The sequence below is a fragment of the Stenotrophomonas sp. YJH_SMC_101-4 genome (assembly GCF_059370395.1).
In genome coordinates this window covers 384,665-404,860 of record NZ_JCAFTP010000001.1, presented here as the reverse complement: position 1 = coordinate 404,860, position 20,196 = coordinate 384,665, and the positions used below count along the sequence as shown (strand labels likewise).

General features: G+C 59.6%; 20 protein-coding genes and 1 tRNA gene. 14 read left to right on the top strand and 7 right to left on the bottom strand.

Going from position 1 to position 20,196, the window contains the following annotated elements:
* The first annotated feature begins 8 nt into the window (after positions 1–8).
* From AC5P8D_RS01905 to AC5P8D_RS01895, 3 genes are all read left to right on the top strand, one after another.
* Positions 9–407 (top strand): hypothetical protein, encoded by a 399-nt coding sequence (locus tag AC5P8D_RS01905; RefSeq protein WP_053443254.1) that lies wholly within the window; start codon positions 9–11, stop codon positions 405–407.
* A 27-nt stretch (positions 408–434) separates the two neighbouring features.
* A complete protein-coding gene (locus AC5P8D_RS01900; RefSeq protein ID WP_100446102.1) occupies positions 435–812 on the top strand; it encodes an EF-hand domain-containing protein in 378 nt (125 codons plus the stop codon).
* A gap of 115 nt (positions 813–927) precedes the next feature.
* Complete coding sequence (locus AC5P8D_RS01895; protein WP_049455411.1) at positions 928–1,125, top strand: hypothetical protein; 198 nt, start codon at positions 928–930, stop codon at positions 1,123–1,125.
* A gap of 87 nt (positions 1,126–1,212) precedes the next feature.
* On the opposite strand, the gene AC5P8D_RS01890 is transcribed toward AC5P8D_RS01895, so the two are convergent.
* Positions 1,213–1,551: a winged helix-turn-helix transcriptional regulator gene (locus AC5P8D_RS01890; protein WP_495203023.1), complete on the bottom strand. Its 339-nt coding sequence runs from the start codon at positions 1,549–1,551 to the stop codon at positions 1,213–1,215.
* Positions 1,552–1,653: 102 nt separating this feature from the next.
* On the opposite strand from AC5P8D_RS01890, the gene acuI reads away from it, so the two are divergent.
* The 4 genes from acuI to AC5P8D_RS01870 all read left to right on the top strand — a co-directional run bounded on the left by acuI (position 1,654) and on the right by AC5P8D_RS01870 (position 7,961).
* The gene (gene acuI / locus AC5P8D_RS01885; RefSeq protein WP_414614421.1) at positions 1,654–2,643 is read left to right on the top strand and encodes an acrylyl-CoA reductase (NADPH); all 990 of its coding nucleotides are present in this window, start codon (positions 1,654–1,656) and stop codon (positions 2,641–2,643) included.
* A gap of 146 nt (positions 2,644–2,789) precedes the next feature.
* Positions 2,790–3,110, top strand: a complete 321-nt coding sequence (locus AC5P8D_RS01880; RefSeq protein WP_329762903.1) for a hypothetical protein — start codon at positions 2,790–2,792, stop codon at positions 3,108–3,110.
* 107 nt (positions 3,111–3,217) lie between these two features.
* Entirely contained in the window at positions 3,218–5,977 is a 2,760-nt protein-coding gene (locus AC5P8D_RS01875; RefSeq protein WP_495203174.1) for a UvrD-helicase domain-containing protein, read from the top strand.
* A gap of 811 nt (positions 5,978–6,788) precedes the next feature.
* On the top strand, positions 6,789–7,961 hold the full coding sequence (locus AC5P8D_RS01870) for a tyrosine-type recombinase/integrase (RefSeq protein WP_081323743.1): 1,173 nt from the start codon (positions 6,789–6,791) through the stop codon (positions 7,959–7,961).
* Positions 7,962–7,995: 34 nt separating this feature from the next.
* Here the strand turns inward: AC5P8D_RS01870 and AC5P8D_RS01865 are convergent, their stop codons facing one another.
* Positions 7,996–8,829, bottom strand: a complete 834-nt coding sequence (locus tag AC5P8D_RS01865) for a hypothetical protein (protein ID WP_495203022.1) — start codon at positions 8,827–8,829, stop codon at positions 7,996–7,998.
* A gap of 167 nt (positions 8,830–8,996) precedes the next feature.
* Positions 8,997–9,260, bottom strand: a complete 264-nt coding sequence (locus AC5P8D_RS01860; protein ID WP_144435774.1) for a hypothetical protein — start codon at positions 9,258–9,260, stop codon at positions 8,997–8,999.
* An 850-nt stretch (positions 9,261–10,110) separates the two neighbouring features.
* Between AC5P8D_RS01860 and AC5P8D_RS01855 the strand changes: the two genes are divergently transcribed.
* Positions 10,111–10,449, top strand: coding sequence for a helix-turn-helix domain-containing protein (locus AC5P8D_RS01855; protein WP_059064568.1), 339 nt, complete (start codon positions 10,111–10,113; stop codon positions 10,447–10,449).
* On the opposite strand, the gene AC5P8D_RS01850 is transcribed toward AC5P8D_RS01855, so the two are convergent.
* A complete protein-coding gene (locus tag AC5P8D_RS01850) occupies positions 10,439–11,005 on the bottom strand; it encodes a recombinase family protein (RefSeq protein ID WP_059064569.1) in 567 nt (188 codons plus the stop codon). The two genes, AC5P8D_RS01855 and AC5P8D_RS01850, sit on opposite strands and share 11 nt — an antisense overlap.
* On the opposite strand from AC5P8D_RS01850, the gene AC5P8D_RS01845 reads away from it, so the two are divergent.
* The 3 genes from AC5P8D_RS01845 to AC5P8D_RS01835 are packed head-to-tail and all read left to right on the top strand — an operon-like array spanning position 10,995 to position 15,181.
* Positions 10,995–12,614 carry a protein kinase domain-containing protein gene (locus tag AC5P8D_RS01845; RefSeq protein ID WP_495203021.1) on the top strand — a complete coding sequence of 540 codons (1,620 nt, stop codon included), beginning with the start codon at positions 10,995–10,997 and terminating at the stop codon, positions 12,612–12,614. The two genes, AC5P8D_RS01850 and AC5P8D_RS01845, sit on opposite strands and share 11 nt — an antisense overlap.
* Complete coding sequence (locus AC5P8D_RS01840) at positions 12,611–13,765, top strand: UvrD-helicase domain-containing protein (protein ID WP_164212572.1); 1,155 nt, start codon at positions 12,611–12,613, stop codon at positions 13,763–13,765. Before AC5P8D_RS01845 ends, AC5P8D_RS01840 begins: the two co-directional genes overlap by 4 nt.
* On the top strand, positions 13,766–15,181 hold the full coding sequence (locus AC5P8D_RS01835; protein ID WP_164212571.1) for a hypothetical protein: 1,416 nt from the start codon (positions 13,766–13,768) through the stop codon (positions 15,179–15,181).
* Between the two features lie 107 nt (positions 15,182–15,288).
* Here AC5P8D_RS01835 and AC5P8D_RS01830 read toward each other — a convergent pair whose 3' ends face one another.
* Both AC5P8D_RS01830 and AC5P8D_RS01825 read right to left on the bottom strand, forming a co-directional pair.
* Positions 15,289–15,837, bottom strand: coding sequence for a hypothetical protein (locus AC5P8D_RS01830; protein ID WP_495203020.1), 549 nt, complete (start codon positions 15,835–15,837; stop codon positions 15,289–15,291).
* Positions 15,838–16,551: 714 nt separating this feature from the next.
* Positions 16,552–16,641 (bottom strand) — tRNA-Ser (locus AC5P8D_RS01825).
* 124 nt (positions 16,642–16,765) lie between these two features.
* Here AC5P8D_RS01825 and AC5P8D_RS01820 point away from each other — a divergent pair.
* Positions 16,766–17,836 carry a DUF4241 domain-containing protein gene (locus AC5P8D_RS01820; protein ID WP_049412992.1) on the top strand — a complete coding sequence of 357 codons (1,071 nt, stop codon included), beginning with the start codon at positions 16,766–16,768 and terminating at the stop codon, positions 17,834–17,836.
* Between the two features lie 81 nt (positions 17,837–17,917).
* On the opposite strand, the gene AC5P8D_RS01815 is transcribed toward AC5P8D_RS01820, so the two are convergent.
* The gene (locus AC5P8D_RS01815) at positions 17,918–18,910 is read right to left on the bottom strand and encodes a LysR family transcriptional regulator (RefSeq protein ID WP_005410175.1); all 993 of its coding nucleotides are present in this window, start codon (positions 18,908–18,910) and stop codon (positions 17,918–17,920) included.
* Positions 18,911–19,037: 127 nt separating this feature from the next.
* Here AC5P8D_RS01815 and AC5P8D_RS01810 point away from each other — a divergent pair, with 127 nt between their 5' ends.
* Together AC5P8D_RS01810 and AC5P8D_RS01805 are read left to right on the top strand one after the other, a co-directional pair.
* Positions 19,038–19,625 (top strand): FMN-dependent NADH-azoreductase, encoded by a 588-nt coding sequence (locus tag AC5P8D_RS01810; RefSeq protein ID WP_010480565.1) that lies wholly within the window; start codon positions 19,038–19,040, stop codon positions 19,623–19,625.
* A gap of 218 nt (positions 19,626–19,843) precedes the next feature.
* Complete coding sequence (locus AC5P8D_RS01805) at positions 19,844–20,194, top strand: SH3 domain-containing protein (protein ID WP_272773718.1); 351 nt, start codon at positions 19,844–19,846, stop codon at positions 20,192–20,194.
* The last annotated feature ends 2 nt before the right edge of the window (positions 20,195–20,196 follow it).

The following is a 20,196-nucleotide window of genomic DNA, read 5'->3' as shown; positions in this document are numbered from 1 at the left end:
GCTGGACGATGTTTCTTAGAACAGGAAAGCCCGCACTGCTGCTGGTAGCTGCCGCGCAGCTACTGGTGTTGATGCCCTACTCCAGCGACGCCCACGCACAGCGTGGCGATCGCTACAGCCCACACTGGAGCCAGGACTACCGTGATCGGGAGCGCGACGCATGGGAGCGGCGCGAACGTGAGCGGAATCGTGAGCGGGAACGCGAGCGCCGGCACGACGCCAAAGCCACCGGCGTGGTAGTGGGCGTGGTGGGTGCAGCGGTGGTGGCCGGCGTGATTGCCGCTGCTGCCAAGCGCGAACGCGAAGTCCGCGAGCGCGCCGACTACTGCATGAACCGCTACGGCAACTACGACCGCCGCAACGATACCTATCGCGGCACCGACGGCTACACCTATCCCTGCCGCTGATTGACCCTCAACAAGGACAAACACCCCATGACCAGAACTGCTCTGTTGATTGCCCTGGGCGCTGCCCCATTACTGGCCGAGGCCGCACCGGCCGATCCGAAACAGGCCTACATCGATTCCACGTTCACCGCGATGGATACCAACAAGGATGGACGCGTCGACAAGTCCGAGTACGCAGAATTTCAGCAGGGCCGTTTCAACAAGCAGGCCGATTCAATCAACGCCGCATTTACCGCGATGGACAAGAACAAAGATGGAAGGATCAGCAAGGAGGAAGCCATCGTGGTGCCGGAGATCGCGAAGTACTTTACGGGCCTGGACACTGATGGTGATGGCTATCTGTCACTGAAGGAAATGCAACAGGCCATGGTGGCCGCTCAGACTGCAGACGCGCCAACAAAGTAAATCCATGGCGGGGCGCTGAAGATGGATGCCCATCCGGACGCGGTGCGGGTTGAACACACCCTCTTCCCACGTTAGCCTCCGAGGTGCCCATGGAGGGCTATCAACGGAGTGAAGCATGAAGATTGGATTCAAGCTGCCTGTTGCTATTGCGGCTGCTGCACTGACCCTGGGAATCGGCAGTGCCTCCGCGCAGTCCCGCTGTACCCCGTGCTACACCGCCTACGAGGCTTGTCTGGCGGCGGGCAATGGCGAGAACGTCTGCTACCCGGCGTTTGCCCGTTGCCTGCGGAACAGCGGCTGCACCATCCCGTAAGTCACGCATTGCCGTGATGTGTGCCGGCCCCCATTTTGGGGGCTGGCACTGGTGCGCGCCACATTCCATGCGCGGCTGACAATCAGCTCAGGGCGAACGCTTGGAACCACGATAGGTTTCACCCCACTCGCGCATGGCCAGCAGCACCGGCACCAGCGTGCGCCCGAACTCGGAAAGCTCGTATTCCACCTGCGGCGGCACTTCCGGGTACACGTGGCGGATCACCACCCCGTCGGCTTCCAGTTCCCGCAGCTGGCTGGTCAGCATGGACTGGGTAGCGTTGGGCACACGCCGCGTGAGCTCCATGAAACGCCGCTTGCCTGTCATCAGGTGGAACAGAATGATCGGCTTCCACACGCCGCCCATCACCGACAGCGTGACTTCCACCGCGCAACCGCTCTTGCCGTCCCAACGCTTGCTACGCATGCATACTCCGGAAAACCATAGTATCTACGGAAAATCATCGTTCTTGTTGCGATAGTGGTGCGAGCCTAGCATGGGTTCATCCATTGAACGTGAGACCGCACCATGAGTTTCAAGGCACTGCTGACCCGCAAGACCAACGACGGCGTTTCCACGGAGCTGGTCGATTTCGATGAAGCCAACCTGATGGATGGCGACGTGCTGGTGCAGGTCGAGTACTCCACGCTGAACTACAAGGACGCGCTGGCCCTCACCGGCGCGCGCCCGGTGATCCGGACGTTCCCGTTGATCCCTGGCATCGACCTGGCTGGCGTGGTGCTGGACTCCAGCAGCGTCGACTTCAAACCCGGCGACCGCGTTGTGCTCAATGGCTGGGATCTCAGCATGGGCCACCACGGCGGCCTCGCCCAGCGCGCCCGTGTTCGCGGCGAATGGCTCAACAGGATTCCCGGCAACCTGAGCACCCGCGACGCCATGGCCATCGGCACCGCCGGCTACACCGCGATGCTGTGCGTGCTGGCACTGGAAGATGCCGGCGTGACGCCCGATAGGGGCGACGTGCTGGTAACGGGGGCCAACGGTGGCGTCGGCTCGATCGCGGTGGCGATCCTTTCAAAGCTGGGCTATCGCGTGGTGGCCGCCACCGGGCGCCCGGAACACGCCGAGTATCTGCACAGCCTGGGCGCCGCCGAGATCATCGACCGCGCGCAGCTTTCAGAACCGCGCGAACGGCCGGTGAGTGCCGAGCGCTGGGCCGGCGTGGTCGATGTGGCAGGCGGCCCTACCCTCGTCAACGCCCTTGCCGAGACGAAGTACCGCGGCGCAGTGGCCGCGTGCGGGCTGGCGCAGAGTGATGAGCTGCATGGCTCGGTGCTGCCCTTCATTCTCCGCAACGTGACGCTTGCCGGCGTGGATTCGGTGAATGCGCCGCAGGCCGTTCGCCAGCGTGCGTGGGACCGGCTTGCCACCAACCTGGACCCGCAGAAGCTCGAAAGCACCGTGCAGCTGATTGGGCTTGCCGAGGTGCTGGACGTCTACGACCAGATCATCCCAGGCAAGGTGCGTGGGCGGATTGTTGTGGATGTGAATGCGTGAGCAGATCGTCTGGATCAACTGCATCTGATGCAGTTTCCATGCTGCGGCGAATGGTGAACACGCAGTGAAACGACGCGGGCGGCGGTGACCTCAAGCCAACGCCGCTCGCATACGCTCGGGTTCCCATCGCTGCCTGGACACCTGACATGCCAATGACCGCGTTCGCACTTGCCGCTGCGCTTTCGGGCCTGCCCGACATCACCTTGGAGCGCGAGCGCGCCGAGGATGCGCACCAGCTCATGCTGTGCCAGATCCATCGCGATGCGCTGAAGCAGAACGAGGGCAAGGAAGATGCCTATCCGCGTGCCAAGGCGGTCTGCGACCTGCTGGCGCGCGAGTACAAGGACAAGTGGGATTTCGATGCGCAGGACGCGCTGGCCGCTTCGGCGGTGGATCTGGATGAGCTGATTCGACGTGGTGATGTGGTGGAGGTCCCGCCAACGAAGCAGGATCGCGCCTACGAGTGACGCCGTGCCTGCAGGCAAGGCCGCACCCATCGTCAAGGGCCCTTATCATGTGGGCTCAAGGGCCCAGTAGGCCCTATTGAAGCTTGCAAGGCAGTATCTGGATGTCTATGGAATGGTGCCCCTCGGGCTGGGGCCGACGCTTGACCCGTTCGCCCCATTGGTCGCTGCGGCTTGATGGCGAGTATGTTGAACTCAGTGTGTCCGGCCAGCAGTTCCGGCAGCGCGTGGATGATGACCAGCAGGTGCAGATCCATCCAGGGGTCTTCTGGTCACGGGTCGAGCTGCAGACCGGCGATGCTGCTGGGCTGTGCGTAGACGGGCTCCCCAACGGACAAGCATCCCGGCTTGCTGCGGTCCTGAAACACATGCTCTTTGCGCGCACCACGCGTGGGCGCAAGGCCTTGTTTGACAGCGTTCTACAACAGATCCAGTCGTGGTTGAACGACGCGGACGCCCTCATCGACCGAGGCAATGCCGGCCGCCGCTGGATCACCCACGAGCAGCAGCAGGCGCTGCTGGCGAAGCGCTCCGCCGTGCCCCTGCCCCTGCAACCGCTGGAACTGGAGCAGCTGTTCCGCGATGAAGACGTGCATGAAGATCTGCATGCGGACAGCCATCGCGCAGCGCTGGACGTCCTGCGCGACTGGAACCTGGATTGGCCCGCTGCCTGGGCCGAAGCCAACGAGGCCATGACCCGGCGCGAGCTGGTGTTGGCCAAGGATTTCCTAGACCGGGTCGAGAGCAGACCGCTGACCGAGGAACAGGCCCGCGCCGTCATCTGCTTCGACAACCGGGTCCAGGTCGTGGCCGCGGCCGGTTCCGGCAAGACCTCCACCATGGTCGCCAAGGCCGCTTATGCCATTGACCGCAGCTTTGTCGAATCCGAACGCATCGTGATGCTCGCCTTCAACAAGGATGCCGCCCAGGAACTGGAGGAGCGCGCGCAGCGATGCTTCGACCGGCTCGGCATGGGCGACACCGTGGTTGAGTCGCGAACCTTCCACGCCCTGGGCCTGGCCATCATCGCCAAAGCCACGGGGCGCAAGCCCGATATCCCGGAATGGGCCATTGACGCCACGCTGGGCTTCAACAAGCTGGCCGAACTGGTGGACGACCTGAAGGATCGCTCGACCCACTTCCGCACCCAATGGGACATGTTCCGCCTGGTGTTTGGGCGCGACCTGCCGCCATTCGGCGCGGAAATGGAGGCCGACGGCTACGACCGCGATGGCATGCCCTACATCCGCACCCTGCAGGGTGAGCGGGTGAAGAGCCTGGAAGAGTGCGTGATCGCCGACTGGCTCTTCTACAACGGCGTGACGTACGACTACGAGCGGCGCTACGAGTTCGATACCGCGACAGACACCCACCGCCAGTATCGCCCCGACTTCTATTACCCGGACGCCGGCCTGTATCACGAGCACTTTGCGCTGGATGCCGATGGCCAGCCGCCGGCGCACTTCGCCCATTACGCCGAGGGCATGCACTGGAAGCGCCAGCAGCATGCGGCACGCGGCACCACGCTGGTCGAGACGACGTCGTTTGGACTGCGCAGTGGACATGCCCTGCAGGATCTTGCGGAGCGACTTGGCGCGTCTGATGTCGAACTCGACCCGAACCCGGACCGCGACTTGCCCGAACAGGGCGCCAAGCCGATGCCGGATGCAGACCTGATCGGCTTGATGCGCACCTTCATTGCCCACGCCAAGAGCAACTGTCTGACGCTGGACGATATGGCCGCGCGTCTGCGGCAGATGCCCGAAGATCAGTTCAAGGAGCGACATCGTCGCTTCCTGGAGATCGCCAGCCCTGTTTTCCAGGCCTGGGACAACGCACTGGCTGACGAGCACGGCATCGATTTCGAAGACATGCTCAACATGGCGGCCGGACTGCTGGAACAGGGCCGCTATGAATCGCCCTACGAACTGGTGATGGCCGACGAATTCCAGGATGCCTCGCGTGCCCGCGCCCGGCTCTGCCGCGCCTTGGTCAGCAAACCAGGGCGCTACCTGTTTGCGGTAGGCGATGACTGGCAGTCGATCAATCGCTTCGCCGGCGCCGACGTTTCAGTGATGACCGGATTCCGCGAATGGATGGGACATGGCCAGGTGCTGAAACTGGAGCAGACATTCCGCTGCCCGCAGGCGCTCTGTGATGCGTCCAGCCGCTTCATCAGCCGGAATCCAGCACAGATTGCCAAGGCGGTTCGTTCTACTACACCGGCGATGGGCCCGGTGCTGCAGGCGTTCCAGATGAATCGACGCGAGGAGCTGCAGGATGGCGTTCGCCAGCACCTCGCCAAGCTGCATCAGCAGTTGTTGTCCGGGGCGGTGCCACAAGGGCGCAACGGGCGCGTGACGGTCTTTATCCTGGGGCGCTACCGCGCAGATCGCAGCGCGATGCCTTCGGATTGGAAGACAGCCTTCGGCAGCACGATGGACGTAGAGTTCCTCACGGTCCATCGATCGAAGGGACGCGAGGCGGACTACGTGATTCTGCCGGGCATGATCAACCGCAGCTTCCCGAGCCTGCGCGCCGATGACCCGGTCCTTTCGCTGGCAATGCCGGATGGGGATACCTATCCGCTGAGCGAAGAGCGGCGGTTGTTCTATGTCGCGCTGACGCGTGCGCGACGCTCGGTGGCCATGTTCACCCTACAGGGGAAGCACTCGCCGTTCCTGGATGAGCTGGTGAAGGACGGGGCAGTGGAAGTAACCGCGATTTCAGGCGCGGCCATCAATGAAGAGCGCTGCCCGGTGTGCAAGGTGGGCGTGTTTGTGGACCGCAATGGGCCGCATGGGGCGTTCCGGTCGTGCTCCAGTTACCCGTTGTGCCACAGCAAGCCGAGAGGTGGGCGTCGGGGATGACTGCATCCCGCCCCTTTCAGCACGCACCCGCCCGCCTGCATCAGAAGGCACTTCTACGCCATGGCGTCTCCGGAAAAGAAAAAGCCCCGGTTGGACCGAGGCTTTCGTCTGGATGGTGGCAAGACTGCGGGCATCGTAAAGACCCTGCAAATCCCCACGATGTGTTCCTACGGGATAATGCAACCGTTCGCACGCATGCATTGCGTATAGTTTCGGATGCAGATGCTCACGTCTGCGCCTGACGCCTCACACGCTCTGTACTGGACCTCGCAGATGGTACAAGGGCCGGGGGCTTTCGCCGTGGCGCTACTGATTCCAAAGGTCAACGCGCAGGCCGCAATAGCAACAGAAAGCTTGAATCCAATCTTCATGCCATAACTCCGTTGATCGCCCTCCTTGGGCATGCGCAGCCTAGCGCGGGTGACTTGTACATTCAGATTGACCGGCAGAAGTCTCTGCGCCTGTGTATCAGAACCGCTTACGGTTCTTGATTTTCCTCTGTCCTATCGGAGTCCCGATCAAAGGAAGGCATCCGTTTGTCCGTTCACTTGCCCTTGTGGGCGGATGGGTGGATGAATGGCAGCCAGGGCCGTAGAAACAAAAAGCCCCTGTTTCCAGGGGCTCTTTGAAACAACTGGCGGAGAGAGTGTCATCCAAACCAGAATACAAATTTTATCCAGTCCGTCCACACAACTCACTTACAATCTTATAAATCAGACACTTGTAGGCCATGAAATACAAATAGAGTCTAGACCGTTCCCGCCCAGCCAGGCTATCATGTAGGGAACAAAGATGGGAACGAAATCAGGCAATGCTCACAGCGGTGGCAGTCAAAAACGCAGGCCCGGGCAGGCACAGTGACGGCGGCAACCTGTATCTGTACGTCAAGAAGGACAGTGGTCGTAAGACTTGGGTTTTCCGCTACCGAGACCGGCTCACGGGTAAGTTGAAGGACTTGGGACTAGGCTCGGTCAGAGATGTAAGCCTTGCGCGAGCGAGGCATCGCGCCCAGCAGCTCCGAGCTGAACTCGCGACAGGCATAGACCCATTGCGCGCAAAAAGAGACGCACTGAAAGCGGCGCGGCGCGGCCTGGCAAGACAAATAACCTTCGGAGAGTGTGCACTGCACTGCATTGCGACACATGAGCACGAATGGCGGAACGCAAAGCACAAAGCGCAATGGACCTCGACCCTCAAAACACACTGCGCCTCGATTCAGGACATACCCGTTTCAGAAATCAATGTGGACCATGTATACGAGGTGCTGAAGCAAATCTGGCTCGATAAGACCGAGACCGCGACCAGAGTCAGGGCACGAATGGAACGAGTCCTTGATTGGGCGAAGGCCAACAACTATCGCGAGGGCGACAACCCTGCTGCGTGGCGCGGCAATCTTCGCAGCCTCCTTCCCTCCCCTGCGAAGGTAAAAAAGGTCGCACACAGACCTGCATTAGACTACACAGAAGTGCCAGCCCTGATGCGCGAGCTGGCGTCCAAGACTGACCTGTCCGCAGCCTGCCTGCGCCTCCAGATTCTTACAGCGACTCGTCCCGGCGAAGCTTCGGCCGCTCGATGGGAGGAGTTCAACTTGACCAATGGAATCTGGAAAATTCCAGGGTCACGCACGAAGACCGGAACGGAACACGCTATCCCCCTATCCGCCCAAGCCATTGCATTGCTGACCAGCCTTCCAACATCGGGGGACGCTTTCCTGTTTCCTGGGAAGCCAGGTAAGTCCATCACAACTGCGGCCTCCTTGAAACTCCTGAAGTCGCTAAGAGCGGGACAGACATGCCACGGCTTCCGAAGCTCCTTCAGAGATTGGGCCGCCGAGGCCACCCATCACAGTAGAGAAGCGGCAGAGCTATCGCTTGGACACGTCATCAAATCCAAGACCGAGGCAGCCTACTTCCGTTCTGATATGTTCAAAAAGCGAGTTCCCCTCATGCAAGACTGGGCGGACTACTGCCACGCCAAGCCGTAGCGGCTAGGCCAGGACCAGCGCAGCCCTGGCCAAGCTACCGCTGCCGCGCAAAGCGACCATTTGCGTAAGTCCATGCCTCCCTCCCCGGAAGGCTTCTCAGTACCGGCCTTCCGTTGCTGCTGTCCAAGTAGAAGTTGGTCCCTTTGAACTTCTTGGCGCTCTCAGTGTACCCAGGCAGCACATCACTACTCGCGTTGTGCCACCGGCCCCCTTCATACCGATAGACGCCCAGCTCATGCAAACCGGAGTTGCCTTCGTAGTACGTCACCAGCATGTTTGAGGCACCTCGCGGCAACCACATCTGCGTGCTCGCATCAAGCTCAGCGTAGCCATTGCCGGCATCTATACGCACGAAATCTGATGCCGACACACCTGCATAGCTTGGATGAGTTCCTAGTGCAGCGATGGCCTCGTGGATAGACGCGAATCCCCGCGAAGTGATGGAGCGGTCACAGTCACTGCCAAGTGCGGATGTCACACGATTCACCCGCACCTGCATGAGGCGAGCTTCAATGCGCTCGTCGTACATTTCATCTTCCGGCAGCAACCTCACATTGGCGAGCACGACGGTAGCCGTTCCTTTTGCTACGTACTTGCACCCAGGCCTCTGGGCGGCCTGCACGACCCCAAGGAGCTTTGCGCCCTCCGAAGGGTTTGACAGGCAAAGAGCGCCGCCCGACTGTTGTAGCTGCGGATTCCGGGCTACAGAAGTCGCGTCCAGCTGGAAGCAGACATTGAGTCCCTCGTCCGTCTCCATTCGGGACGCATCGTGATATTCCCACTGGCCGGTGACGGTGAGATGGCTCTGTGCCTGGGAGCCAAGTGGAACGAATGCAAGGGACACCGCGATGGCAAACCGATTCAGCATGTGCTCTTTCCTTAAAGTGCAATGTCCGAAGAGATAAGGATTTTGGGTCTCTGAGAGCGCTACGCGGGATGTAGGGAGGAGTCCCTGTCTGCGCGAATCCACAAAACGCCAAACTTGTTGTCTCTTCAGCCTGGTTGTCGTGTGAACTTTTTCACCCCTTCTGCCATCTACAGAGCAAGCACGGAAGTGATGTCCCGCGCGCCGGGGTCGGCGATCAACTCCTGCACCCTATTGAACGCCGGAATGCTGTCCTTTACGTCAACACATACAAGGCTTTCGACCCCCTTCTCGTAGAAGATGGTGGCAACGCGCTCCTCTCCCGGCATCAGGGTAACGCCCATCATTGCGTGCACGTTCTTGGGCCTGCCCACCATCCGTTTTTGACCGTCAAAGCCCACACACTCCATGTTGGCCTCCCTGGGAGCGCTCATGTGATTGCGCATCACGCAGTTGAAGCTGACTGGTCCACGCCGTTCGCATGACACGGGTCTGACGAACCCGAATGAGACCATCTCACTCGGGCCAGTCATGGCCGTGAGCTGGTCACAGCCAGCGAGGAGAATGGGGAGTAATACAGTGCAGAGAGGGCGAACGACGCGCATGGTTCTCCTTTGATGCGGGGATTGTTGTAAGGAAGCGAGGCTTGGTTAGCGGCGTTGAAGGTCTGCTTCGCAGTTCGGGCAGGAATAGACTTCATGGCTTCCAGACATCGCCACGCCGCTGACCAACGCACCAACCACGAATGCAGCCACCATTCCGATACCGCCGAACAAGACAAATGCGACGCACGCTGCTGCGGCGGAGAGGAGCGTGCTTCCCCACCACGTTGCGTACCACGGCCTCCAACTAGATTTGATGCCCACGAGTCCGGTGTATCCGCATTCCAGACATGTCATTCCTGGGGCATGTCGTTGGTGCTTCTTCAAATTCATACGGACGTGTTCAGGCAACGCATACGTGGCGCTGGCGTCCGACCCACTCTCGTTCATAGCTGTCCCCTAGTCGAATGATTACCCCATCCCGGTCCAGCAAGCCCTGACTAACTCATAAGCACCTTACTAGCCTAGTCAGCAGCTCTAATTCCCTGCGGAGTAGGGCCTCGCGCGACATCCAAGTGCACCCTCCAGCGCGAACAAACAATTGCTCTGAACGCAACCGGGGTGTCTAGCATGTCCGCACGGACAAAGTATGGATTCTCCGAACCAATAGAGTCAAGCCACGCCGAACGACAGCGGTGCGGACACTCCATATTTTGTTTGCCTAGTCCAGCAGGCAGTCCAGATGAAGGGTTTTGGCGACAGATTGCGTGAGGCGCGAGCAGCCTCGGGGCTGACACAGGAGCAGCTTGGCTTCGCTATCGGGGTCACAAAGGCCTCGGTCTCGGCCTGGGAGAATGGACGCGAAACACCTGGCTTCCGCGTCCTTCTTGCCCTGCGGGCTGCGTTAGACCGCTCTTTGGATGAGCTGATTTGCGGGGAAACGAATGCCGTAACCGGGCCTGCGGCTGGAAAGGAAAACGAGCTGCGCGCCAACAATGCGCAGGAGGAGGCTCTACTAATTCGCTTTCGGGCGCTACGGGCCAGGAAGCGTGAGGCGCTTTTGGAACTACTTAAGCCTTAGGAGCGAGCTTCAGGGCACGGTACACGCTGCTCCTGCTGATGGAAAAGCGTTCAGCTAGTTGCTCGATGCTAAACCCTTCCTCGGCCCGAAGCGCTCGGATGCGCTCTTCCTGCTCACTGGTGAGTGCCTTCTTGCGACCAAACCGGGTGCCCTTCTGCTGAGCGAGTGCAATGCCATCTCGCTGGCGCTCGGCACGGATATCAGCCTCGAACTCTGCGAAGGCGCCTAGCAAGTTAAACATCAGCTTGCCTTCTGACGTGGTGGTATCCAGACCTTGGTCGAGCACCCGGAGACTGACACCCTTCCGCTTGAGTCGGTCGGCAATCTTGGCGAGGTCCAGCACTGACCGAGCCATGCGGTCCAAGCGACACACGACTAGCGTGTCCCCGTCGCGAAGGTACTCCAACGCCGCTTGTAGCTCCGGACGGTTGTCAGCCTGACGGCCAGAGCGCTTCTCTTGGTAGACCCGGCTGCAACCTGCCCTGTGCAGCTTGTCCAGTTGAACATCCAGCGATTGCCCTGCTGAACTTACCCGCGCGTAGCCGATGACTTGCATTCTTTGTCCCACAAGCTCTAGACGTTACGATAATACCATTCTGGAATGGGTTTTGAAACGCAGACTAGGCCGTCCCAAGTTGTATAGATTCTGGGATTCCAACGCCTTCAGTGAACTGTTAGCCTCTACTGATACATCGGCAGTCACATGCAATGAACTGAAGGAACAGTCCGTGCCAGAGCTACCCACCGCAGTGCGACAAGATATGGAACACCGACTCCGCCTTCATCTTGCTACCAAGATTGGCTATAGCGCTCCTTGCTATCTTGCATCTGGAGGGTCGGCAGCGACGTATGCAGTAACCACTCCATTCGGCAAGCGTGCCGTAAAGGTCTACGACCCTAGGTTCCTCACCGGTCCAGCTGCTCCGGCAGAACAAAGGCGTCTTGCCCTGCAGCGAAGTCTCATTGGTCACTCTTGTGACCAGCTAGTCACCGTGTATGCCGTAGATGAAAGCGAGGGCACGGCTTTCATTGAAATGGAGTTTATTGAGTGGCCACAACTGAAGAGTGTTGCTGCCCGCGTCCCCGATGAGGCGGTGTCAATCTTGATACAAGAGTTAGTGAGCGCAGTTACGTATCTAGAGAGGTTGCAGATTGTTCATCGCGACATCAAGCCCGAGAACATTCATGTCTCACCAGATTTTACGCACCTCAAGCTTCTTGACTTGGGAGTCGCAAGAGCTATTGATGCTCATGAGGATGATTCCGGGCAGGGGACAGACCATGGCGACGCTCGTCCCTTCATCGCCACCGCGCAGTACAGCTCCCCTGAATATTTGTTCCGATTGGATGAGCCATCTCCTACTCTATGGAAGGCGCTTAACATCTACCAGGTAGGTGCTGTTCTGCATGACCTCATTAACAAACGGCCTCTATTTCAGGACGAAGTTGATAAGCAGAATCGTTGGCTCGTAGCTCGGGCTGTGCTGGAAAAGCCGCCCTCATTTCCAGACCCCGACCCTTCCCGCCTGGTCCGGCAGAAAGCACTCGCCGCGCGATGCCTAGCAAAAGACGGGAACATTCGGCTACAAATTGCTAGCTGGAGCGACTTTAATCTTGATGCTCCAGCTGACGGAATCGCAACGTTGCAAGCGAGAGTTAGCAAGCAGAGGGGCTCCCTGGGGGCAATATCGCTTGCAGCTTCGAGCGGACGGCTGGAGTTTGAGCGCCGTGGCTTTATGAAGCGGCTATGTGATTCAGTAAGGCTGGAGCTAATCGCGGCGTGCAACCAGCAGATTCGGCTAAACATGTACGCCGAGGAGCACACCTCCCCAGTAGTTTATGTATACGACTTCTCTCTTGCAAATGGACTCACTGTCGTATGCAAAGTTTCATCCATCTGGAATGATGGAATCCACGCGAGGACAGCAACGATAATGCTCGAGGCCGCGCTAGGGCTGGCTGGCCGCCCTCTTCCGCAGACGAGCGTCTCTGCTCTTACGTCGGCGACAATCGGGGAGTCGGAAGAGCTTGCAATGAACGACGTTGCCAACGCGCTGGGAAATATAGTCGCTGGAGCTATCGACCTTTCTGAAGCTGGAGCCGAACCCGATAGCCTTCATGGCACGGATTTGATGTTTGCATTCAATAGTAGGGGGACTCATTGAGCACAACATGGTGGAAGAACAAAAGTGAGCTGGACCCGACGCAGATTGAGTTCATCAACCTTCCTGCTAAAGGTCGCTATCAGTTGGAAGGACCAGCAGGTTCAGGCAAGACGAACCTCTTGCTCCTGCGAGCACAGTTTGTGGCCGGACAAGGGGATAAGAACGTTCTTGTAGTAACCTACACCAATGCGCTTTGCCACTTCCTGCGAAGTGGCCTAGTGGACTCAGGGTACCTAGAGGCAGACCAAGTTAGAACCTTCCACTCCTGGGCACGCCACCATGTGAAGCTCTACCTCAATAAAGATATCGCTGATGGCGGCGACTTTGACGAGAAGAAGCGCAACGAAGCAATAGAGATGCTTCGAGAGGCAAATAAAAGGGCACCCAATACGAAGCTAATTGGCTCTGTCTTTATTGATGAGGCACAGGACCTCACAATTGATGAAATTTCCTGTCTGTCTGAAATTGCCGAGAACATCTGCATCTGTGGAGACCTGAATCAAGGCATCTATCATCGAGATGGGCTGGATGCTGCGGGAGCACTCGGCCTGAAGAAGTACGCCCTACAGGGCCACTATCGTATCGGTCATCGCATTGCTCATGTGGCAGACCGGCTATTGCCGCCTGCTACGCCTGAAGAGTCGCTTGAGGCAACGTCGAACTACGACGAGCAAAAGCTCGGAAAATCTAGCGCGAAGCTACACACGCTCTCAAGCAGGGACGAGCAGTTTGAAAAGATGCTAGAGATACTGAACGTCCAAGCGGCAGCCTTCGCCGGCGAACGAATCGGCATTCTTTGTGGAAAACGGAGCACGGTGCAGTACGTCTACGACCGGCTACTGGAAACGGAATTGGGAGCGAGCACTTGCTGCCACCTTGCCGAGGGAGCGGACTTCGCCGACGACTTGCAGATTCATGTTATGACGATGCACTCATCCAAAGGGATTGAGTTTAGAGCAGTCCACATGTTTGGCATCGAGGAATTGAAGTATGGACATCTGAACAACCCCACGTTGTCCTACACAGCAGTGACACGCGCCAAGACGGCATTGAATGCGTATAGCACCGGGACAACAAACCCTGAGCTGGAACATGCTTTTGCAGAACCTAAGCATATGACTATCGATGAATTATTTCCGGGCGCGCACTGAATGAATAACTCCAAGCTTGCTTGGTATCAACTGAGCAGAGATGAGATTCCGGATACAGTTCTAGGCACTGCGTCCCTTGCATCCAGGGAACAACAGATTTCACCCACCCCATTAACTGGCACCGACAACGTTGGCTGTGCAGGTTTCGCTTGGGAGGGAGCCAGTCCCCTTGAGCACCATGCACCAACGGCCTTTGTTCTAGATGAACGGACCATTGCCGAGACTCTCTCATGGCTTCGAGTATATGCCGGGGACACCTTCCCATTGAGCCAGTTCTCTCGGGTCCTATCATCTGATGATTGGGAGATGCTTTCGGGGAACGAGGGCACTAGTCGCTCATTCCGCGATGACCGCTGGTCAAGCGTCGTTCTTGGTGAGCTGCTTGCCCAGAGTGAACAAGATGTCACACTGGACAACCTTTCTCTGTCCAGAGTCCAAGCATGCTTCTCAATTGCTGTCGCTCGCGCGCATAAGTTCTATGATTCTTACAAAGTAACCAGGGCTTGCACCGAGCGCCTAAGGGCAATCGAAGCTGACCCCAGGTTTCTGAGGCGCAGCGTCAATATCGATTCACTGGTACCGGTGTGGTCGCTCGCATCTGCGGAGTTTGGACATATTTCCGACCTGAGAGAGCTGTCTGACTTTATCCTTACTGCCGCATTTTCTTATGACGACCCGAAACAGCAGCGCCTAATTAAACCAACCAGCTACCTCCCTGATGCGCTTTATAGTGATTCCATTGAAGAGCGCGTCGTGGCTTTTCAGAAGGTGGCCATGGAAGCTACTGAAAGATTTATTTCCATGCCGAACTCATACTTTCGCTCAGCTGCTACAGTAGCAGTCGCAGCATTCTTGGTCGGGAAAGGAACAGGTCACGCCTTTTTGATAAAGAGGCAGGGAAGACTTGCCCCCATGGCTCATGTATGGTTCGGACTCATTGCCGGCCTTGCAGGCCCCGCCTTCTGGGACCCGCTGTGGGCTAAGGCCCTAAAGGGCGTTGAGAAGCACGTCAGAGTTTCATTCTCGTGGGCGGACCCGCCGCTGTCAGATATATCATGGGCTGAACACAAGTGGGTTAGCGGCGCGATTCGTGGTGCCCAAGCTCTCCAGGGCATCCCTCGCCAGGTGCAAACAGCACTCTCCATTGAGATATTTCCTGGCGTCTCATGTCAGATGCGCCTACACACTGATGATAATCGAAGTCAAGTGAAATCATCCGTTTCGCACAACGTGGCGCCTCCTCAGCAAGAGCGTGCCTCCCTGCCTCCTGAATTGATTGCAGCCATCGAAGACCTGTATCGATACTCAGAGAAGGCAAGAAATCTTGTCCGAAAGAACGCCAAATTGACCGATGACCTTTTTAAGCCATCGGAATCTTCGAAAGCAAAGAAGACAAGTAGGAAACCGAAGGCCTGATGGCGCACCTGTCATACAATAGATAAATCAGGGGAGAGCTGACTCCCCTGAGCTATTAGATAGCGATATGCCTGAGGCGCTCGCCTCCCGCGAAGTGAGTCCAGCTCTTAAATCGCGGGTCGAATCGGCATAAACATAACAAGCACTCCATCGAGATTTTCGCCGCACCTCTTCAGGACGTAGTTGGTCATCTCGCCCCTGTCGCGTGCATCATTCAGCTCGATGAACCAATCGTCCCTATTCGGACAGTTCACTTTTGGGTCTCCACACAGTTTTCCTGAAGACCTCCACAGCGTCCGGACTACTTCCATGTAATCCATCGGACAGCCGGGGAGGCGCATGAGGCAATGGATGTGCGTTCCTTGTCGAGTCCCGGCAGCCGATGTAGTCCACATCATTTCCCCGCCAAACCCCTCAACTATCGGACACATGGGTATTCTTTTCTTGGAATTTTTGCCAAATAAGTGGCATTTGAACTTGTGCGCAAAACGCCCAAATGCCTCTTCAGCCAGCTTATAGCTGACTCCCATGTCACCACTGAATGTCAACGTCACCATAGCGTTGTGCTCGGCGCTAAGGAGCCAGTCTGCAGCCTGCCTTTGAAATTCAGTTCTCGAATACGTTGTGTCGTCCACTACTTTTACCTTCAAGAGCATTGTGCGTTTGTGCTCTCACAGGTATCTTCCAATGGCGGGACACTTCGCAAGTAGGGGCTATGGCAAATCCGAGGGGCAACCCAGAATTCCTGCGTATCCGCAACTCAGATACCGGGGCTGCGAATCTTGCAAGACAGCGAGCGGCTGACGAGCAGGCGCTAAAAGTTTTTGCCTTGGTCATGAAAGCACTGGAGAACGGCTGCACAGACATGTCACAGTGCATGGAGTGGTTGAATGCGCACGGTCACTTCACGCGCGGCAAGAGCCCTAAGCCTTGGTCCAACAAAACGTTCAAACGGGTCTTAGGGCGGCTTGCAAAGCGCCAGCTAATTTCACTCCAGGATGCCCGACGTGTCCTTGGGCTTCGTCGCTGACGTTTACTCGATGTCGTCTGACGGTTCTCGACGGACTGCTCCCAGCCTCTCTGGGAGGCTGTGTACGCTCTTTACGTAGACATACGTGCGATTTCCCATCGGAAACGTCTCAAGCAGCCCTTGACTCGCATACTGGAACGCCCTTGTCCGCGATATCCCATGTGCCTTGCACACATCGACCAACGGTCCATATGCGACCTCAAATGTCGGCTGCTTTGCCATGCGCTTCCCCTTTCGTCGTCGCCCAATTGTAGCCAGTGACTAGCTAGGGAACAAAGTAGGGAACAAAATGAAAGGCCGCACTTGGCGACCTTTAATTTCAGACACTTACACTCACAACTGGCGGAGAGAGTGGGATTCGAACCCACGGAAGGTTTGACCCTTCGCCGGTTTTCAAGACCGGTGCCTTAAACCGCTCGGCCATCTCTCCAATAGGGTCCCAGTTACCCGGGCAGCGGCGTATTCTCGCACGTGAAGGGCATTTGCCCAAGACCACCCTTGCCCCCGCCCTTCGCATCCGGCACGGTGGGGCCTTCACTGCAATCGGAGCCCCCATGGCCCATCTCGATCTGGCCAACCTGCGCACCTGCCTGCTGGACGACACCCAGCTGGCCGCTGTGGCCCTGCACCGCACCTTCGCCGGGCACCTGCCGGTCAGCAGCGGGCACGTGGTGGTCTGCGATCCGCTGGTGCAGGCCGAGGCGCCTGCGCTGGCCGACTACACCGCCCCGCTGGGGCGGCATCCGGTCGAGATCATCGTGCACAGCGGCCGCCCGGCGTTGGCCGTGGTCTGGTTCAAGCCACGCGAAGCTCTCACCGCGACCGCCCTGCACTGGCAGATGGCGCGCTGGACCACGCAGGACCTGACCGGACTGGATGAGGACAGCTTCATCGGCTACCCGGTCGACGCCGGCATCGGCTGCTTCATGGACACCGACACCCAGCAGGCACTGCTGGCCCTGATCGAACGGGCCGATGGCGACGAAGGCGGCGAGTGGTCGGATGCGCTGATCGACCATGATGGCCTGGACGAAGGCACCGAATACCGCCCCTGGGGCGAGGACTCACCGCATGGCCTGGTCGTATTCACCAGCGGCTGGGGCGACGGCGTTTACCCAAGCTACTGGGCGCTGGATACGTCCGGCATTCCGGTCGCTCTGGTCACCGATTTCCTGTGCATCCAGGGCGGAGACGGGCGCGACGAGCGCGAGATCGCCGACCAGGCCTATCGCGACAGCCTTCCATACGAAGAGGCTGAAGCGCTGGCACGGCTTGTAGCGGCGGTGGAACGCGATGATGCGAACGCACTGCGCGACCTGCTGAAGGATGCGCCACAGCGCGCCAACCAGATCGAGCCTGGTTGCGGCGGCACCGCCGTGTTCGAGGCGATCCGTCTGGACCGCCCAGAGGCATTGCGGGTACTCCTGCAGGGCGGCGCGTTGCCGGCAATGCCCGAGCGGCTGCACATGAGCAAGGTGACCAGCTACCTGGACTACGCGCGCTTCCTGAAGAAGCCACGCAGCGCGGAGCTGATGGCAGTACTGGAAGCGCCGGTCATAGCCGAGCCCACACCGGCCGCACCGCCGCGGCGCGGCTTCTGGGTCCGGCTGTTCGGCCGGAACTGACCGGGGCCGGCAAGCAGCAACGCCGGGCATGGCCCGGCGCTACCGTTTCACAGATTGGCGGTGCAGTTGCGGGCAGGTGCCTCAGCCCGCATCCACCGCCAACGCGCCCAGCGCACTGGCCTTGATCCGCTCCTTGGCCTTTTCACAGGCGCCACCGCAATCCAGGCGCGAGGCCTCCAGCTGCGGCGGCAGGTGCTCGGCCAGGAAGTCGATGAACACGCGCACTGCCGGCAGCAGGCCGCGACGCGAGGCGAACACGGCATGGCACACGCCCTGCGGCAGCGACCAGTCCGGCAGCACCACTTCCAGCTCGCCGTTACGCACCGCATCGGCGCACACAGTCTCCGGCAGCATGGTGATGCCGAAGCCGTCCTTCACCATGCTCTGCAGCAGCGGGAAATCGAAGCCGGCCACGCGTGGCTGCAGGTCGACCCGGCGCACTTCGCCTTCCGGCCCGTGCAGTTCCCAGCGCTGGCGCGCTTCGTCTTCGCTGATGCTGAGGGTGACGTGCTGGGTCAGCTCTTCCGGGTCCTTCGGGCGGCCAGCGCGGTCCAGGTACTTCGGGCTGGCCACCAGCAGTTCCTGCACCTGTCCGAAGCTGCGCATCACCAGGCTGCCGTCGTCGTCCAGGCGCGAACGCACGCGCAGGGCCACGTCATAGCCTTCATTGATGATGTCCACGCGGCGGTTGCTGATGTTCAGCTGCAGGCGCACCTTCGGGTACTGCTCAAGGAACTTGGGCAGCAGCTTGGGCAGCTGCATCTGCGCCAGCGACACCGGCACGCTGGCGCGCACCACGCCGCGCGGTTCCGCACTGAGGCGGTCGACCACTTCGCGGGCGGCCTGCGCCTCGGCCAGCATCGTCTGCGCGTGGCGGTGCACGCTGGTGCCGACGTCGGTCACGGCGAAACGGCGCGTGGAGCGCTGCAGCAGACGCACGCCCAGGTCGGTCTCCAGCTGGCTGATGCGGCGGCTCAGGCGCGACTTGGGGATGCCCAGCGCACGCTCGGCGGCGGCAAATCCTCCGTGGTCGACCACCATCGCGAAGTAGTACAGATCATTCAGGTCATGCATGCCCGAGTTCCATATCTAGAACAATACGTGGCATTCAACCACCTTTATCCCGCCTTTGCAACAACCTATCGTTCTCTCCGTCGGCGGGGCCACCCCGCCCCTTCCTCCCAGAACATAGGTGACTGCCATGAAGCTTCTGCATCTCGACGCCAGCGTGCTTGGCGAGAACTCCGTCTCCCGCCACCTGACCGCCGCCGTGGTGGCCCGCTTCAAGCAGCAGATCGAAGGCCTGCAGATCGATTATCGCGATCTTGACGCCAATCCGGTACCGCATCTTCGCAGCAGCTCGCTGGCCAAGGCGGACGCGGCCGAAGCCGCCGATGCTGAACAGGTGCTCGAGCAGTTCCTTGCCGCGGACATCGTGGTGATCGGCGCGCCGATGTACAACTTCAGCATCCCGTCCACCCTGAAGGCCTGGATCGACCGCGTGGCCGTGGCCGGGCGCACCTTCAAGTACACCGAGAACGGCCCGATCGGCCTGGCCGGCGGCAAGCGCGTGATCGTGGTCAGCAGCCGCGGCGGCATCTACACCGATTCGCCGGCCGACTTCCAGGAACCGTTCCTGCGCCAGACGTTCGCCTTCTGGGGCATCAACGACATCGAGTTCGTACGTGCCGAAGGCATCGCCTACTCGCCGCAGCACCGTGAAGACGCCATCGCCGGCGCGCTGGCGGCCCTGCCGTCGCACGAAGCGGCCGAAGCCGCCGCTGCATAAGCGTTCCAGCGTTCGGCGCCCCTCTCTCCTCGTCTGGGCGCTGAACGCGGGCCGGGATCCCCTCCCCCATCCCGGCCCACCCTGGCGGCCCCGCTGTGCGGGGCCGCTTTTCTGTGTCTGGCCCGAGGGCTCGCCATCCACGCACGGTGTGGATCTACTGCACGTGTGCGTGGATTCGGTGCCATGCGCGGCGCTCACCAGAACGTTAGGCTGGGGCCATGAACTACATCGTGACCACTGCACACCGCAGCGAATTTCCGCACCCGATCACCCTGCGCCGTGGCCAGGCGCTGGTGGTGGGCGAACGCTATGAAGGCCCGGAGGGCTGGGACGACTGGTTCCTGTGCGAAGCCGAAGGGCAGCAGCCCGGTTTCGTGCCGGCGCCCGTGATCGGTCGCACTGCGCAGGGTGACGCGTTTGCCACCGAGGATTACTGCGCACGGGAGCTGGATGTGGATCCCGGGCAGGTGCTGCGTGGGCAGCGCACGCTCAATGGTTGGGCGTGGTGCGTGCCGGAGACCGGCGAACCGGGATGGGTGCCGTTGGAGAAGGTGCGGGTAGTGGGGTGATC

Coding starts and splice junctions, on each gene's coding strand:
- AC5P8D_RS01865 (WP_495203022.1), bottom strand. CDS start 8,829: ATGCTGAATCGGTTTGCCATCGCGGTGTCCCTTGCATTCGTTCCACTT.
- AC5P8D_RS01845 (WP_495203021.1), top strand. CDS start 10,995: ATGACTTGCATTCTTTGTCCCACAAGCTCTAGACGTTACGATAATACC.
- acuI (WP_414614421.1), top strand. CDS start 1,654: ATGAGTTTCAAGGCACTGCTGACCCGCAAGACCAACGACGGCGTTTCC.
- AC5P8D_RS01835 (WP_164212571.1), top strand. CDS start 13,766: ATGAATAACTCCAAGCTTGCTTGGTATCAACTGAGCAGAGATGAGATT.
- AC5P8D_RS01905 (WP_053443254.1), top strand. CDS start 9: ATGTTTCTTAGAACAGGAAAGCCCGCACTGCTGCTGGTAGCTGCCGCG.
- AC5P8D_RS01890 (WP_495203023.1), bottom strand. CDS start 1,551: ATGCGTAGCAAGCGTTGGGACGGCAAGAGCGGTTGCGCGGTGGAAGTC.
- AC5P8D_RS01850 (WP_059064569.1), bottom strand. CDS start 11,005: ATGCAAGTCATCGGCTACGCGCGGGTAAGTTCAGCAGGGCAATCGCTG.
- AC5P8D_RS01820 (WP_049412992.1), top strand. CDS start 16,766: ATGGCCCATCTCGATCTGGCCAACCTGCGCACCTGCCTGCTGGACGAC.
- AC5P8D_RS01875 (WP_495203174.1), top strand. CDS start 3,218: ATGGAATGGTGCCCCTCGGGCTGGGGCCGACGCTTGACCCGTTCGCCC.
- AC5P8D_RS01880 (WP_329762903.1), top strand. CDS start 2,790: ATGCCAATGACCGCGTTCGCACTTGCCGCTGCGCTTTCGGGCCTGCCC.
- AC5P8D_RS01810 (WP_010480565.1), top strand. CDS start 19,038: ATGAAGCTTCTGCATCTCGACGCCAGCGTGCTTGGCGAGAACTCCGTC.
- AC5P8D_RS01860 (WP_144435774.1), bottom strand. CDS start 9,260: ATGAGCGCTCCCAGGGAGGCCAACATGGAGTGTGTGGGCTTTGACGGT.
- AC5P8D_RS01815 (WP_005410175.1), bottom strand. CDS start 18,910: ATGCATGACCTGAATGATCTGTACTACTTCGCGATGGTGGTCGACCAC.
- AC5P8D_RS01855 (WP_059064568.1), top strand. CDS start 10,111: ATGAAGGGTTTTGGCGACAGATTGCGTGAGGCGCGAGCAGCCTCGGGG.
- AC5P8D_RS01900 (WP_100446102.1), top strand. CDS start 435: ATGACCAGAACTGCTCTGTTGATTGCCCTGGGCGCTGCCCCATTACTG.
- AC5P8D_RS01830 (WP_495203020.1), bottom strand. CDS start 15,837: ATGCTCTTGAAGGTAAAAGTAGTGGACGACACAACGTATTCGAGAACT.
- AC5P8D_RS01895 (WP_049455411.1), top strand. CDS start 928: ATGAAGATTGGATTCAAGCTGCCTGTTGCTATTGCGGCTGCTGCACTG.
- AC5P8D_RS01805 (WP_272773718.1), top strand. CDS start 19,844: ATGAACTACATCGTGACCACTGCACACCGCAGCGAATTTCCGCACCCG.
- AC5P8D_RS01870 (WP_081323743.1), top strand. CDS start 6,789: ATGCTCACAGCGGTGGCAGTCAAAAACGCAGGCCCGGGCAGGCACAGT.